Source organism: Salmonella sp. 3C (assembly GCF_025426275.1).
Taxonomy (GTDB): Bacteria; Pseudomonadota; Gammaproteobacteria; order Enterobacterales; family Enterobacteriaceae; genus Salmonella; species Salmonella enterica.
This window is the reverse complement of sequence record NZ_CP104858.1, coordinates 453523-469078: the sequence shown is the minus strand read 5'-3', so window position 1 is coordinate 469078 and position 15556 is coordinate 453523. Positions and strand designations below refer to the sequence as shown.

Below are 15556 nucleotides of genomic sequence, written 5' to 3'. Positions count from 1 at the left end.
GTAAGCGAAGCGCCACCCGGCATTTTGCCTGATGGCGACGCCGTGCGTCTTATCAGGCCTACAACCCATATACATAATTTGTGATTCCTATGTCCGAAACTAAAAATGAATTAGAAATCTTGCTGGAGAAAGCGGCGACTGAGCCCGCGCATCGTCCGGCATTTTTCCGTACCTTACTGGAGTCCACCGTCTGGGTGCCGGGAAGCGCTGCCGAAGGCGAGGCGATAGTGGAAGACAGCGCTCTGGATTTGCAGCACTGGGAAAAAGAAGACGGCACGACCGTCATTCCCTTCTTTACTTCTCTGGAGGCGCTGCAGCAGGCCGTGGAAGACGAACAGGCATTTGTGGTGATGCCGGCGCGCACGCTGTTTGAAATGACGCTTGGCGAAACGCTATTCCTCAACGCTAAATTGCCGACCGGCAAAGAGTTTATGCCGCGTGAAATCAGCCTGCTTCTCGCTGAGGAAGGCAGTCCGTTAAGTACGCAGGAAGTGCTGGAAGGCGGCGAGTCGCTTATTTTATCCGAAGTGGCCGAGCCGCCGTCGCAGATGATTGATTCCCTCACTACGCTGTTTAAAACCATCAAACCGGTGAAACGCGCATTTCTCTGCGCGATTAAAGAACATGCGGACGCCCAACCCAATCTGCTGATTGGCATTGAGGCTGACGGCGAAATTGAAGAGATCATTCACGCAGCGGGCAATGTGGCGACCGACACGTTACCGGGTGACGAACCGATCGATATTTGTCAGGTGAGGAAGGGCGAGCAGGGTATCAGCCACTTTATCACTGAGCATATCGCGCCGTTCTACGAGCGCCGCTGGGGCGGGTTCCTGCGCGATTTTAAACAGAACCGCATCATCTGAAGAAAAGAAAGCCGCCCAACAGGGCGGCCTCCTGGCTTACCTGCTCTGGACGTTGAGCGTTACGGGAACAGAGCTACCTGGGTAGCTTCTGTCTGCGTGAAGACACAACGTGCCAGAAACAAGAAGCACGACACAAAAGCATCGTACCTTCATGTTGCGGTCCTTGCGAAGACCGCATCACGGCAGCACCGCTGGCGATAATGCCGTGATAGCAGGCACTACGGTGTGCCTGCGCTTACGGCCATGGGTTATCCTCTCCTGAAGCCAGCGCCCGTTTGCGAGACGGCGGAAAGGGCCGGGAAAGATAATACCTCAAATGTTGAATAGTTTCCTGATAAATTATATTGACATTTGCTCCCTTAAAAGGGAGTATTAATCCCCTACGGTGTGCCTGCGTTGCTATGGCAACAAAGCCTGCTGGAAAGGCCGCGAACCGGACCAGCACAAAAAAACCGCTCAATTGAGCGGTTTTTTTGTGACCTGCTTAAACCGAATTTATGTAGATTCGTTTTAAATCAGCCTGAACGGTAGGCCGGATAAGCGTGAGCGCCACCCGACAGCATGTCGATTAATCGACGAGCGCGTCCAGTTTTGCCCAAAACGCCTCATGATAATCCTCCAGGTCAAGTAAAGCGGCATCGCGTTTTTCATTCATTTTTTGCTGTGCCTTCCATTGCGAAAAATGTAAATCCTCTTCGGTAAAGCCAATGTCTTTAGCGCCCGAAATAATATTATAGAGATATTCCACCAGAGAAGACTCCGCCAGCCAGAATTCATTTCGTTCCATGCGGGCAATAGGGTATTCGCCGTTGGCATCCCGTTCTGTGATATAGATAAAAATGGCCTGATCGCCGACATGATCGATACGAATTAATGCCGGAAGACGGGGATCGTTACTCCAGACAGGCATCAGATCTTCAATATCAATACCTGAGCTATCCATGCCAGCGCCGTAATACGCCTCTTCATCAGGGGAGTAAGAATGAATTACTCCCTCTTTATCAATAGATCTTTGTAATGTTTCAATCACAGGCATATTATAATTGCTAAGTAGATCGCGGTCGTAGGCCAGTAGCGCCTTCAGGCTTTCAGGTAACTCAGTGGTTTCCGTATTTTGCGGATCGCGATACTTACGCACTCGCAGACGACTTATTTCCTCGGCAGGCATAGGATTAGGCACCTTATTGCGATTAACCTTTTTAACTAACTCAATTAAATTAGCGCGTGAAATATCCATTTTCCATCCTTAAAAATTATATTTACAGGAGTTATTTCCCGGTGAAAACCAAAACAGCGGTGATGATACTCCTTATACCCGGCGTAAAGTATTTACCGATAAAAAATAGGATTTTATTAAGAGAAAATAATGCCCGTTTGCAGGACAGTGGAAAAGAGCTGAATAAAAACAATGTCTGTAGATCGTTTTACATCAGCCTGAACGGTAGGCCGGATAAGCGTGAGCGCCATCCGGCATGGCAGATATTAAGCGGGTTCAACCGGTAAATCGGTACGCGCGCCCCATTCGCTCCACGCGCCATCGTAAAGCGTGACGTCAGGCACATCCAGCGTGGCGAGCGCCAGCACCACGACCGCGGCCGTCACACCGGAACCGCAGCTGGCGATAATCGGTCTGTCGAAACTCACGCCGTGGCTGAAAAAAACCTCATTCAGTTCGTCAGTGGTCTTTAATTCGCCCTCATACACCAGTTCCGTCCACGGGACGTTTAGCGCGCCAGGAATGTGTCCGCGCCTCAGTCCCGGACGCGGTTCATCAGCCTGAGCGTTAAAACGCGCCGCCGGACGCGCGTCAACGATTTGCGCGGTTTTTTCATGGCTTGCCAGCAATACGTCGGTGAGACGCACCACGGCTTGCGGCGCGAATTTCGCCTCAAACTCGCCTCCTTCATGCGCTTCTTCGCCTTCGCGCAATAGCCATTCGTCGCGCTGCCAGCCCGCCAGTCCGCCCGCCAGAATGGACACTTTCTCGGCACCGAACGTGCGCAGCATCCACCATGCCCGCGGAGCGGAGAACAGATTGCCTTCATCGTATATGACCAGGTGTTTATCCTGGCGAACACCCAGTTCACGCATGGCCACCGCAAACGCTTCCGGGCGCGGCATCATATGCGGCAGCGGCGATGCGCGATCGGAAAGCGCTTCAATATCAAAAAACAGCGCGCCGGGAATATGTCCGGCGCGATATTCGCCCGCCATATCACGATGTTCCTGTCCTGGCGGCGCCATACGGGCGTCAAGAATCTGTATTTCCGGATCATCAATATGTTCGGCAAGCCAGTCGGCGGCGACAAAAAAGGCGGTGGTCATGGGCATCTCCATTGTTACCTGATTATGGTCAAATTGTCGGACGTTTCCCGAAAAGGGACAAGTAGAAGAGGCTGTTTTGGCTGGCGAAACCACATTTCTGCGTAAAATTTTCGCATCATCACAGTAATACGGACTTACACAATAAAATTTCTCGCGCATAATATCTCATCAACCGTTGCTGACAGGCCGTTAAGGCCAGGGATGAAAGATGAAACATTTACGCGTGGTGGCCTGCATGATCATGCTGGCGCTGGCGGGATGCGATAACAACGATAAAACCGCCCCGACGACTAAAAGCGAAGCGCCAGCCGTAGCGCAGCCCTCGCCCGCGCAAGACCCGGCACAGCTACAAAAGCTGGCGCAGCAAAGCTAGGGCAAAGCGCTCACGCTATTAGACGCCTCCGAAGCGCAGCTTGACGGCGCGGCGACGCTGGTGCTGACGTTTTCAATTCCTTTAGATCCTGAACAGGATTTCTCCCGTGTGGTTCACGTGGTTGATAAGAAAAGCGGCAGCGTTGACGGCGCATGGGAGCTGGCGCCAAATTTAAAAGAGCTAAGGTTACGTCATCTGGAACCTGAACGCGTGCTGGTGGTCACGGTTGATCCCGCCGTTAAGGCGCTGAATAACGCCACCTTCGGCAAGTCTTATGAAAAAACGATTACCACGCGTGATGTCCAGCCCAGCGTCGGCTTTGCCAGCCGGGGATCGCTGCTACCGGGGAAAATAGCGGAAGGACTGCCGGTCATGGCGCTTAACGTCAACCACGTTGATGTGAACTTTTTCCGCGTTAAGCCCGGATCGCTGGCGTCATTTGTCAGCCAGTGGGAGTACCGTAGTTCTCTCTCTAACTGGGAGTCCGACCATCTGCTGAAAATGGCGGATCTGGTTTATACCGGTCGTTTTGATCTTAATCCGGCGCGCAATACGCGTGAGAAACTGCTGCTGCCATTAAGCGATATTAAGCCGCTGCAACAGGCGGGCGTATATGTGGCGGTAATGAATCAGGCTGGACACTACAACTATAGTAATGCCGCTACGTTGTTTACCCTTAGCGATATCGGCGTGTCCGCGCACCGTTACCATAATCGGCTGGATATCTTTACGCAAAGCCTGGAAAACGGCGCGGCGCAGTCGGGAATTGAGATCGTTCTTCTGAATGATAAAGGTCAGACGCTGGCGCAGGCGACGAGCGACGCGCAGGGACATGTGCAACTGGAGGCTGATAAAGCGGCGGCGCTATTACTGGCGCGTAAAGAGGAGCAGACCACGCTGCTCGATCTCACGCTTCCGGCTCTGGATCTGTCGGAATTTAATGTCGCTGGCGCGCCCGGCTACAGCAAGCAGTTCTTTATGTTCGGCCCGCGCGATCTCTACCGCCCGGGCGAAACGGTTATCCTCAACGGATTACTGCGCGATAGCGACGGTAAAACGCTGCCCGATCAACCCGTTAAGCTGGAAGTGGTAAAACCAGACGGACAGGTGATGCGTACCGTCGTCAGCCAGGCGGAAAACGGGCTATACCGTTTGAATTATCCGCTGGATATCAACGCGCCGACCGGCTTGTGGCATGTCCGCGCCAACACCGGCGATAATTTGCTGCGGAGTTGGGATTTCCACGTGGAAGACTTTATGCCGGAGCGGATGGCGCTCAACCTGACGGCGCAAAAAACGCCGCTGGCGCCTGCGGATGAGGTGAAATTCTCCGTTGTCGGCTATTACTTGTATGGCGCGCCTGCTAACGGCAATACCCTGCAAGGGCAACTTTTCCTGCGTCCGCTGCGCGACGCTGTCGCGGCGTTGCCTGGCTTCCAGTTCGGCAATATTGCTGAAGAGAATCTTTCGCGCAGCCTGGACGAAGTTCAACTGACGTTGGATAAAGGCGGACGTGGTGAAGTGAGTGCTGCCAGCCAGTGGCAAGAAGCGCATTCGCCGCTGCAGGTAATTCTACAGGCCAGCCTGCTGGAGTCTGGCGGTCGTCCGGTCACTCGTCGCGTAGAGCAGGCGATTTGGCCTGCCGATACGTTACCGGGAATTCGTCCACAGTTCGCCGCCAAAGCGGTATACGACTACCGTACGGATACCACCGTTAATCAACCGATTGTCGACGAAGACAGCAACGCCGCATTCGATATTGTTTACGCCAACGCGCAGGGCGAGAAAAAAGCGGTGTCCGGTTTACAGGTGCGGCTCATCCGCGAGCGTCGCGACTATTACTGGAACTGGTCGGAAAGCGAAGGCTGGCAGTCGCAGTTTGATCAAAAAGATCTGGTGGAGGGCGAGCAGACGCTGGATCTGAACGCGGATGAAACCGGAAAAGTCAGCTTCCCGGTGGAATGGGGCGCGTACCGTCTGGAGGTCAAAGCGCCGAATGAGACGGTCAGCAGCGTTCGTTTCTGGGCCGGCTATAGCTGGCAGGATAACAGCGACGGTAGCGGCGCGGCGCGTCCGGATCGCGTCACCCTCAAACTGGATAAAGCGAGTTATCGTCCAGGCGATACCATGAAATTGCATATCGCCGCGCCGGTCGCTGGTAAAGGTTATGCGATGGTGGAGTCCAGCGACGGTCCGCTGTGGTGGCAGGCGATCGATGTGCCGGCACAAGGTCTGGAGCTCACGATTCCGGTGGATAAAACCTGGAATCGCCACGATCTCTATCTCAGTACGCTGGTGGTGCGTCCCGGCGATAAATCTCGTTCCGCGACGCCAAAACGCGCCGTGGGGTTACTACACCTACCGCTGGGGGATGAAAACCGCCGCCTCGATCTGGCGCTGGAAAGCCCGGCTAAAATGCGCCCGAATCAGCCGCTCACCGTCAGGGTGAAAGCCAGCGTTAAACACGGCGAAATGCCAAAACAGATCAACGTGCTGGTCTCCGCGGTCGATAGCGGCGTATTGAATATCACCGATTACGCGACGCCGGACCCGTGGCAGGCGTTCTTCGGTCAAAAACGCTACGGTGCGGATATCTACGATATTTACGGCCAGGTCATTGAAGGGCAGGGGCGGCTGGCGGCGTTGCGTTTTGGCGGCGATGGCGACGACCTTAAGCGCGGCGGAAAACCGCCGGTAAACCATGTCAATATCATCGCGCAGCAGGCGCAGCCGATCACGCTCAATGAGCAGGGCGAAGGGGTCGTAACGCTGCCGATTGGCGACTTTAACGGCGAACTGCGGGTTATGGCGCAGGCATGGACAGCGGACGATTTTGGTCGCGGCGAAAGCAAAGTCGTTGTCGCCGCGCCAGTGATTGCCGAGCTGAATATGCCGCGTTTTCTGGCGGGAGGGGATGTTTCGCGACTGGTGCTGGACGTCACCAATCTGACCGACCGCCCGCAGACGCTGAATATTGCGCTCGCCGCCAGTGGGTTACTGGAACTGCTTAGTCAACAGCCGCAACCGGTCAACCTGGCGCCGGGCGTGCGCACCACCTTATTCGTTCCGGTACGTGCGCTGGAAGGTTTTGGCGAAGGCGAAATCCAGGCGACCATTAGCGGTCTGAATCTGCCGGGAGAAACCCTCGGCGCGCAGCATAAGCAGTGGCAAATCGGCGTGCGTCCGGCCTGGCCTGCCCAAACGGTAAATAGCGGCATTGCGCTGGCGCCGGGAGAGAGCTGGCATGTACCAGAGCAGCATCTGGCAAACGTCTCGCCAGCCACGTTACAGGGACAACTGCTGTTAAGCGGAAAACCGCCGCTCAATCTGGCGCGCTACATTCGCGAGCTGAAAGCATATCCGTACGGGTGCCTGGAACAAACCACCAGCGGGTTATTCCCGGCGCTGTATACCAATGCCGCTCAATTGCAGTCGCTCGGTATTACCGGCGATAGCGATGAAAAACGGCGCGCCGCGGTGGATATCGGCATCTCCCGCATACTACAGATGCAGCGTGATAACGGCGGTTTTGCGCTATGGGATGAAAATGGGGCGGAAGAGCCCTGGCTAACGGCCTACGCGATGGATTTCCTCATTCGCGCGGGCGAGCAGGGATATAGCGTCCCGCCGGAGGCCATTAACCGGGGCAATGAGCGACTGCTGCGCTATCTGCAGGATCCCGGTACGATGCTGATTCGTTATAGCGATAATACCCAGGCCAGTACTTTTGCCGCTCAGGCTTACGCCGCGCTGGTACTGGCGCGTCAGCAGAAAGCGCCGCTCGGCGCGCTGCGCGAAATCTGGGAGCGCCGTAGTCAGGCGGCTTCAGGACTGCCGCTGATGCAATTGGGCATCGCGTTAAACACGATGGGTGATGCCAGACGCGGCGAAGAGGCCATTACGCTGACTCTGAATACGCCGCGTCAGGACGAACGGCAATGGATAGCGGATTACGGCAGTTCTCTGCGCGATAACGCTCTGATGTTGTCGTTACTGGAAGAGAACAACCTCAGACCGGACGCGCAAAACGCGCTATTAAGCTCGCTTTCTGAGCAGGCCTTCGGTCAGCGCTGGCTCTCTACCCAGGAGAACAATGCCTTGTTCCTCGCCGCGCATTCGCGACAGGCCAGCGCGGGCGCCTGGCAGGCGCAGACCTCGTTAGAGGCGCAGCCGCTGTCGGGCGACAAGGCGCTGACCCGTAATCTGGATGCTGACCAGCTGGCCGCCCTTGAGGTGACGAACACCGGTAGCCAGCCGCTATGGCTGCGTCTGGATAGCAGCGGCTATCCCTCATCTGCGCCTGAGCCTGCCAGCAACGTTTTGCAGATTGAACGACAAATACTGGGGACCGATGGTCAGCGTAAATCGCTGTCCTCGTTGCGTAGCGGCGAACTGGTGCTGGTCTGGTTAACGGTAGTGGCCGATCGCAATGTGCCGGATGCGCTGGTGGTGGACCTGCTCCCGGCCGGGCTGGAGCTGGAAAACCAGAATCTGGCTGACAGCAGCGCCAGCCTGCCGGAGAGCGGTAGCGAAGTGCAAAATCTGCTTAATCAGATGCAGCAGGCGGATATTCAGTATATGGAATTCCGCGACGATCGGTTTGTGGCTGCCGTCGTTGTCAATGAGGGCCAGCCCGTGACGCTGGTCTACCTGGCGCGCGCGGTAACGCCGGGGACGTACCAGCTTGCGCAACCGCAGGTGGAATCGATGTACGCGCCTCAGTGGCGGGCAACCGGCGCGAGCGAGGGGCTGCTGATTGTGACGCCTTAAATGAACGGTTGGCGTGGTAAACGTGGCCGCTGGCTGTGGCTGGCGGGCGCGCCGCTTTTTATTTTCCTGGCGTTATGGGCAGCGGATAAACTCTGGCTGCTGCCGCTCAATGAGGTCCATCCTGCGCGGGTCGTGGTAGCCCATGACGGTACGCCGCTGTGGCGCTTTGCCGACGCCGGGGGGATCTGGCGCTATCCGGTGACGATTGAAGAGGTCTCTCCCCGCTACCTGGAGGCCTTAATCAATTACGAAGATCGCTGGTTCTGGCGGCACCCTGGCGTTAACCCTTTCTCCGTCGCGCGCGCGGCATGGCAGGATCTTACCGCCGGGCGCGTTATTTCCGGCGGCAGTACGCTGACTATGCAGGTGGCGAGACTGCTGGACCCGCATTCGCGCACGTTCGGCGGTAAAATCCGCCAGCTTTGGCGCGCCCTCCAGCTTGAATGGCATTTGTCCAAGCGCGATATCCTGACGCTGTACCTGAACCGCGCGCCGTTCGGCGGCACGCTACAGGGTATTGGCGCTGCAAGCTGGGCCTACTTCGGCAAGCCGCCCGCGCGCCTGAGCTACGCTGACGCGGCGCTGCTGGCCGTATTGCCGCAGGCGCCGAGCCGGTTACGCCCCGACCGCTGGCCTGCGAGAGCCGAAGCGGCACGAAATAAAGTGCTGGATCGGATGGCGGCGCAGGGCGTCTGGCCTGCCGAAACGGTACGCGAGTCGCGTGAAGAGCCGGTCTGGCTGGCGCCGCGTCAAATGCCGCAACTGGCGCCGCTTTTTGCCCGAATGATGTTGAGTAAAAGCCGGAGCGACAAAATTGTGACCACGCTGGACGCCGGGTTGCAGCGGCAACTGGAAGATCTGGCGCGGGCATGGAAAGGGCGGCTGCCTGCACGCAGTTCATTGGCGATGATCGTCGTCGATCATACCGATATGAGCGTGCGCGGCTGGGTAGGATCGGTAGACCTTAATGACGACAGCCGTTTTGGTCATGTCGACATGGTAACGGCGATCCGATCGCCGGGATCGGTACTCAAACCCTTTGTGTACGGTCTGGCGCTGGATGACGGCTTGATCCATCCCGCATCATTATTACAGGACGTTCCGCGCCGCACCGGAGATTACCGCCCGGGAAACTTCGACAGCGGATTTCACGGCCCGGTCAGCATGAGCGACGCGCTGGTACGCTCGCTGAATCTGCCTGCCGTTCAGGTGCTTGAAGCCTATGGGCCGAAACGATTTGCGGCAAAACTGCGTAACGTCGGCCTGCCGCTATATTTGCCTGCTGGCGCGGCGCCCAATCTTTCGCTGATTCTGGGCGGCGCGGGCGCGCGGCTTGACGAGATGGCGGCGGCATACAGCGCGTTCGCTCGTCATGGGAAAGCGGCGAAACTACGGTTACAGCCGGACGATCCGCTGTCGGAAAGACCATTAATGTCGCCGGGAGCGGCGTGGATCATTCGGCGGATTATGGCGGATGAAGCGCAACCCTTGCCGGATAACGCGCTGCCGCGCATTGTGCCGTTGGCGTGGAAAACCGGCACCAGCTACGGCTATCGCGATGCGTGGGCTATTGGCGTTAACGCGCGCTATATCATCGGCATCTGGACAGGCAGACCCGACGGCACACCTGTGGTGGGGCAATTTGGTTTTGCCAGCGCGGTGCCATTGCTTAACCAGGTCAATAATCTGTTACTGGCGCATACGGGACGCCTGCCGGAAGATCCGCGTCCGCAGACGGTAAGCCGCGGCGTCATTTGCTGGCCGGGCGGACAGACTCTGCCTGCCGGAGACAGCAACTGTCGCCGCCGACTGGCGACATGGCTGCTCGATGACAGCCAGCCGCCCACGCTGCTGTTACCTGAGCAGGAAGACATCAACGGTATTCGTTTCCCGGTCTGGCTGGATGATACGGGGCGGCGTGTCGCTGCCGACTGTCCGCAGGCGCGTGCGCATACGTTTATCGTCTGGCCGCGGCCGCTGGAGCCGTGGCTGCCGCCTACGGAAAGACGTAGCGCCCGCTTGCCCGCGGCGTCCGACCACTGTCCGCCGCTACAGGGCAGTGATGCCGCGCCGTTAATGCTGTCAGGAGTGAGGGATGGCGCGGTGATCAGGCAATTGCCAGGCCAGGAAAACGTTACGCTGCCCGTCTCGACTACCGGCGGTAAAGGGCGTCGCTGGTGGTTTTTAAATGGCGAACCTGTTAATGGCGAAAATAATCGCCTTTCTTTATTACTCAATATCGCTGGACGTTATCAACTTGTCGTAATGGATGAGTCCGGTCAGGTTGCTGCGGTTAATTTTGAATTAATACGTTAACAACTCTTCAGAATAAATTATGAATTTCATTTAATTTAAAGTTAATGAGAATTATTAATTTTTCCGGAATTACCCTTAATGAGGGAGCTTGATAAATATCAAGAGATCTAACACTTAAAAACGTGAGAATGGGTTTTTATTTGACGAGTCGGATCATGAAAAATATAAAAAGCCAGGGAAATGGCGAACAGCCCGCTATTTCTCGCCGCCACTTTATCCAGGCCAGCTCCGCGCTTATTGCGTTACCGTTTGTCTCCTCGCCAGCTACCGCTCAGGCGCGCGCTGTGACGGCCACTGAAAACAGGCCTGCGGAAAAAGTCGTTCAGACATGCAGCACTTTTGACTGCGGGGGCAAATGCGATATTCGGGCGCATGTTAGTGACGGTATCGTGACGCGAATTTCAACGCGACCGGATAATGCGCTGGATGCGCAAATGCCGGTGATGCGTGCCTGTGTTCGTGGACGCGCATACCGTAAATTTGTTTATCACCCCGATAGACTTAAATATCCCATGAAGCGTGTAGGAAAACGCGGTGAAGGAAAGTTCGAGCGAATTTCCTGGGATGAAGCGACAACCTTAATCGCCGATAATTTAAAATCGATTACTGAAAAATATGGCCCGGCTTCGCGCTATGTTCATGTTGGCACCGCCGTTTCCGGCGGCACCTTTTCCGGCGATAAAATGGCGCGTCGCCTGCTGAATCTGACCGGCGGCTATCTCGAAAGCTACCATTCTGTGAGTATGGGCAATACGGCGGCCGCGACGCCTTATACTTACGGCATTGCCGCCAGCGGCAGTTCGCTGGATACGCTTTTGGACACCAAACTGGTGATTCTGTGGGGCCATAACCCGACGGAGACCATTTTTGGTCATACCAACTATTTCTTGCAGAAGATGAAGCAGAACGGTACGCGGTTTATCGTGGTCGATCCGCGCTATTCCGACACCGTTTCCTCGCTGGCGGATCAGTGGATCCCGCTGCTGCCCACCACCGACAATGCGCTGATGGACGCGATGATGTACGTCATCATCAGCGAGAATCTGCACGATCGCGCATTTATTGCGCGCTACGCTATCGGTTTTGACGAAGACTCAATGCCGGAAGGCGTACCGGCTAACGAATCGCTGGTGGCGTATCTGACCGGCGCCAAAGACGGTGTCGTTAAGTCCCCCGAGTGGGCGGAAAAGATCACCCATGTGCCGGCGCAAACCATACGCCAGTTAGCGCGTGATTACGCGAATACCAAACCCGCCGCGTTGATTCAGGGGTGGGGACCACAGCGCCACAACTGCGGCGAGCGCACCGCGCGCGGCTCGACCCTACTGGCGACCATTACCGGTAATGTCGGCATCAAAGGCGGTTGGGCTGCGGGTTATGGCGGCTGCGCTAACCGTAAATTTGCCGCGGGTCCGGAGATGCCGGATAACCCGGTAAAAGCCAAAATTTCGGTGATGAACTGGGTGCAGGCCGCAGACGACGCCAGCAAAGTGACGCCGGATATGGGGCTGAAAGATGCCGATAAGCTGGACAGTAACATCCGTATTCTGTTCTCGCTGGCCGGGAACTATCTGGCGAATCAGAACCCCGATCTGCACCAGGCGGTACGCGTACTGGAGGATGAATCAAAGATCCAGTTTATTGTCGCCAGCGATCTGTTTATGACGCCGAGCGCGAAATACGCTGATCTACTGCTGCCGGAAACCAGCTTTATGGAACGCTGGAACATCGGTGAAACCTGGGGCACGGCAAGCTACCTGATACTCTCTGAAAAACTGATCGAGCCTGAATTTGAGCGGCGCTCCGACTACGACTGGCTACGTGAGGTGGCGGCGAAATTAGGCATTGAAAACGAATTTAGCCAGGGGCGCGATGAGAAAGCGTGGATTGAACACATCTGGGAACAGACGCGCCTGGCGATGCCGGACGAAAATCTACCGGATTTCGCCACGCTGCAAAAGACCCGTCAGCATCTGTTCAAAAGCGCGCCATTTATCGCCTTTGAAGACAATATTCGCGATCCGGACAATCATCCGTTCCCGACGCCGTCAGGGAAAATAGAGATCTTCTCGAAGCGCCTGTACGACATGCAGCATCCGGAAATCCCGGCGTTGTCGCACTACGTTCCCGCGCATGAAGGCCCGGAGGATGCGCTGGTGAAAGATTTTCCGCTCCAGTTAATTACGTGGAAAGGAAAAAACCGCGCCAACTCAACGCAATACGCTAACCCGTGGCTGATTGAAGTGCAGCAGCAGACATTGTGGATCAACCCGCAGGATGCGCAAAAGCGCGGCATTACGCATGGCGACATGGTGCGTATTCATAACTCACGCGGGATTTGCGAAATCCCGGCGGAAGTGACGCCGCGCATTATTCCCGGCGTTGTCGCAATGCAGGCTGGCGCCTGGTGGCAGCCGGATGAAAACGGCGTTGATAAAGGCGGCTGTGCGAACGTCCTCAGCTCGGCCCGTATTACCGCGCTGGCGAAGGGAAATTCACATCAAACCATGCTGGTGGAGGTGGCTAAAGCATGAGTCAGTTTACACATTACCCGCCGGTGAGCGATAAACAACTGGGGTTTTTCATCGACTCCTCACGCTGCTCCGGTTGTAAAGCCTGCCAGGTGGCCTGCAAAGACAAAAACAATCTGGAAGTAGGCCGTCGTTTCCGCCGCGTCTATGAAGTCAAGGGCGGAAGTTTCATCCCGACCGGGCAGGGCGGGGTCAGCAATAACGTATTTGCTTATACGCTTTCTATTTCCTGCAATCACTGTGCGGACCCTGTCTGCACCAAGAATTGCCCGACTACCGCTATGCATAAACGCCCGGGCGACGGCATCGTGCGCGTTGATACCGACAAATGCGTCGGCTGTGGCTATTGCGCTTGGTCCTGCCCTTACGGCGCGCCGCAGCTTAACGAGCAGACCGGCCAAATGTCCAAGTGCGACATGTGCGTTGATTTACTGGCGAAAGGTGAACCGCCCGTCTGTGTTGCGACCTGTCCGCTGGAGGCCATCAAGTTTGCTCCGATTGATGAACTGCGCGCGAAGTACGGTAGCGTATGCGACGTTAACGGGCTGCCAGATTCATCCATAACCAAACCTAATCTGGTTGTCAAAGCGCATCAGGGCGCAGAAAAAGAGGGTAAACGCCATGCATGAGTTACCGCTGCTGATTTTTACGCTCTGTTTGCAAGGGTCTGTGGGTGTGACAGTGTGGCTGGCGTTGGGCCGCCAGTACGCCGTAGAGGGACGCGTGCCTGCACGCGGCGCGCTTCCCGCGATGGCGGGGGCGTTTGTACTGGCCTGCGTAGGGCTGCTTGCTTCAGCGCTGCACATGGGCTATCCCCTGAATGCGCTAAATGCGTTACGTCATGTCGCCAGTTCGTGGCTGAGTCGCGAAATCGTCTTTGCCAGCCTTTATCTGGCGGCGCTGGGACTGGGGGTTGTGCTGCTGTTTTTCCGAAAGCCAGGCTGGCAGCCGCTGCTGGCGTTGGCGGCAGCGTTCGGGCTGGTGGATGTATTCTGCATGGCGCAGGTTTATATCCATGCCTCGGTGGCGACCTGGCAGCATAGCAACACGCTGGCGCTGTTCTTTGGCACATCAGGCATTATCGGCTCGGTAGTCATTGCGCTGGCTTATCTGCGCAACGCTGGCGCCGCAATGCGCTGCGCTGTGGTGGTGGTCGCACTGATGGTGCTGATTCGCCTGATCATGCAGCCGCTATGGCTGGCGGATATTAATGCAGTGGATACGACGGTCGTCACTTTCCCGCATCATCCGCTACAGGCGCTGGCGCAGTTGCGCGACGTCTATCTTCTCGGCTGGTGTGTCTCAGCGGCGGGAATGCTCTGCTTTGCCGCAGGCGGTCTGCGAAACGCCAGAGGAACTCTGGTGGCGGGCAGCGTATTGCTGCTTATCGGCGAGATTATGCTGCGCTACGTCTTCTTTAGTATTGGCTGATGGTTAACCTGACGATCGATCCGGCGGTAGACGTGACGCAGGCTTGCGTCCGTCGTCGCTTTCGTTTTTCTTCCTGCCGCGCTTGCGCCGATGTTTGTCCGGCGCAGGCGTTTTCGCTGGCGCAGGGGCAGGTCAGCATAGATACGACACGCTGCATAGCCTGTGGCGACTGTCTGTTTGTCTGTCCTGTTGACGCCATTACCGGTATCAAACCGGTTAAACGCTTTGTGCAGGGGGATACGTTGGTGGGGCCGTTTTCGCTACAGGCGCCAACGGTCGATGAACTGCTTCTCTGGCACAGCCAGTACGGTATTCGCTTTATTGATATTGCGGTGGAGCGATCGGCGCAGTGGCTGATGGCGCTGGCGGGGCTAAATTTAGCGCTGCGCCGCTACGGCGAGCCGGGCTGGTCTTTCAAACACGTTGTCGGCGCGGAGATTAACGCCTCGCGGCGCACTCTGTTTCATGTTCCGCGCGACGCCATTACCCCGTGTGCCGTCGAGCCGGGGAAACGGCGTCTCAGACAGGCGTTTTCCGCGTTCAGCGAATGCGTACCCGAAATCAGTCCGCAAGAGTGCAGGATGTGCGGCGCCTGCTGGCGAAGCTGCCCGGAGAACGTTATCCAGTTTGACGACAATACCCTGACGATAGCGGCGGCGCGTTGTACGGGATGCGGCGGCTGTGCGGCGGTATGTCCGCATCAGGCGCTGCGGCTGCGGTTTGACGTGGAACCCGCCTCAACGCGGCATAGTGCGGCGCATACGCTCACCTGCGACATCTGCAAACGTACTTTCCATGCTCTCACGCCTGAACACACGCACTGCGTGCTGTGTCAGTCCCCTGAGTTTGCTGTGCGTCTTTAACTTTTGTTGCTAATGCTCATTTTATTTTAAAAAAATGTTACCTATATCCATAGGCAATTGATGGGATGCTCTTTATAATCC

10 protein-coding genes and 1 pseudogene are annotated in these 15556 nt (G+C 56.5%); 8 read left to right on the top strand and 3 right to left on the bottom strand.

Features of this window, described 5'->3' with window-relative positions; genetic code table 11:
- The first annotated feature begins 89 nt into the window (after positions 1-89).
- Complete coding sequence (gene sseB / locus N7E69_RS02115; RefSeq protein ID WP_001533245.1) at positions 90-866, top strand: enhanced serine sensitivity protein SseB; 777 nt, start codon at positions 90-92, stop codon at positions 864-866.
- 36 nt (positions 867-902) lie between these two features.
- Here sseB and timP read toward each other — a convergent pair whose 3' ends face one another.
- Positions 903-1019: a small toxic inner membrane protein TimP gene (gene timP / locus N7E69_RS02110; protein WP_242627550.1), complete on the bottom strand. Its 117-nt coding sequence runs from the start codon at positions 1017-1019 to the stop codon at positions 903-905.
- Positions 1020-1434: 415 nt separating this feature from the next.
- Positions 1435-2103 carry a DUF5066 family protein gene (locus tag N7E69_RS02105; RefSeq protein ID WP_000355382.1) on the bottom strand — a complete coding sequence of 223 codons (669 nt, stop codon included), beginning with the start codon at positions 2101-2103 and terminating at the stop codon, positions 1435-1437.
- A gap of 41 nt (positions 2104-2144) precedes the next feature.
- Between N7E69_RS02105 and N7E69_RS02100 the strand changes: the two genes are divergently transcribed.
- Complete coding sequence (locus tag N7E69_RS02100) at positions 2145-2369, top strand: hypothetical protein (RefSeq protein WP_012535673.1); 225 nt, start codon at positions 2145-2147, stop codon at positions 2367-2369.
- On the opposite strand, the gene sseA is transcribed toward N7E69_RS02100, so the two are convergent.
- A complete protein-coding gene (gene sseA / locus N7E69_RS02095) occupies positions 2349-3191 on the bottom strand; it encodes a 3-mercaptopyruvate sulfurtransferase (protein WP_000205241.1) in 843 nt (280 codons plus the stop codon). The two genes, N7E69_RS02100 and sseA, sit on opposite strands and share 21 nt — an antisense overlap.
- A 208-nt stretch (positions 3192-3399) precedes the next feature.
- Here sseA and N7E69_RS02090 point away from each other — a divergent pair.
- From N7E69_RS02090 to N7E69_RS02065, 6 genes and pseudogenes are all read left to right on the top strand, one after another.
- A pseudogene (locus N7E69_RS02090) lies at positions 3400-8334 on the top strand (alpha-2-macroglobulin family protein).
- The gene (pbpC, locus tag N7E69_RS02085) at positions 8335-10650 is read left to right on the top strand and encodes a peptidoglycan glycosyltransferase PbpC (RefSeq protein WP_079945264.1); all 2316 of its coding nucleotides are present in this window, start codon (positions 8335-8337) and stop codon (positions 10648-10650) included.
- 155 nt (positions 10651-10805) lie between these two features.
- Positions 10806-13184 carry a DMSO/selenate family reductase complex A subunit gene (locus N7E69_RS02080; protein ID WP_001531907.1) on the top strand — a complete coding sequence of 793 codons (2379 nt, stop codon included), beginning with the start codon at positions 10806-10808 and terminating at the stop codon, positions 13182-13184.
- Complete coding sequence (locus N7E69_RS02075) at positions 13181-13810, top strand: DMSO/selenate family reductase complex B subunit (protein ID WP_000077435.1); 630 nt, start codon at positions 13181-13183, stop codon at positions 13808-13810. Before N7E69_RS02080 ends, N7E69_RS02075 begins: the two co-directional genes overlap by 4 nt.
- Entirely contained in the window at positions 13803-14612 is an 810-nt protein-coding gene (locus N7E69_RS02070; protein ID WP_000544895.1) for a dimethyl sulfoxide reductase anchor subunit family protein, read from the top strand. The genes N7E69_RS02075 and N7E69_RS02070 overlap by 8 nt, the downstream gene beginning before the upstream one ends.
- A complete protein-coding gene (locus tag N7E69_RS02065) occupies positions 14612-15475 on the top strand; it encodes a 4Fe-4S binding protein (protein ID WP_000247780.1) in 864 nt (287 codons plus the stop codon). Before N7E69_RS02070 ends, N7E69_RS02065 begins: the two co-directional genes overlap by 1 nt.
- The last annotated feature ends 81 nt before the right edge of the window (positions 15476-15556 follow it).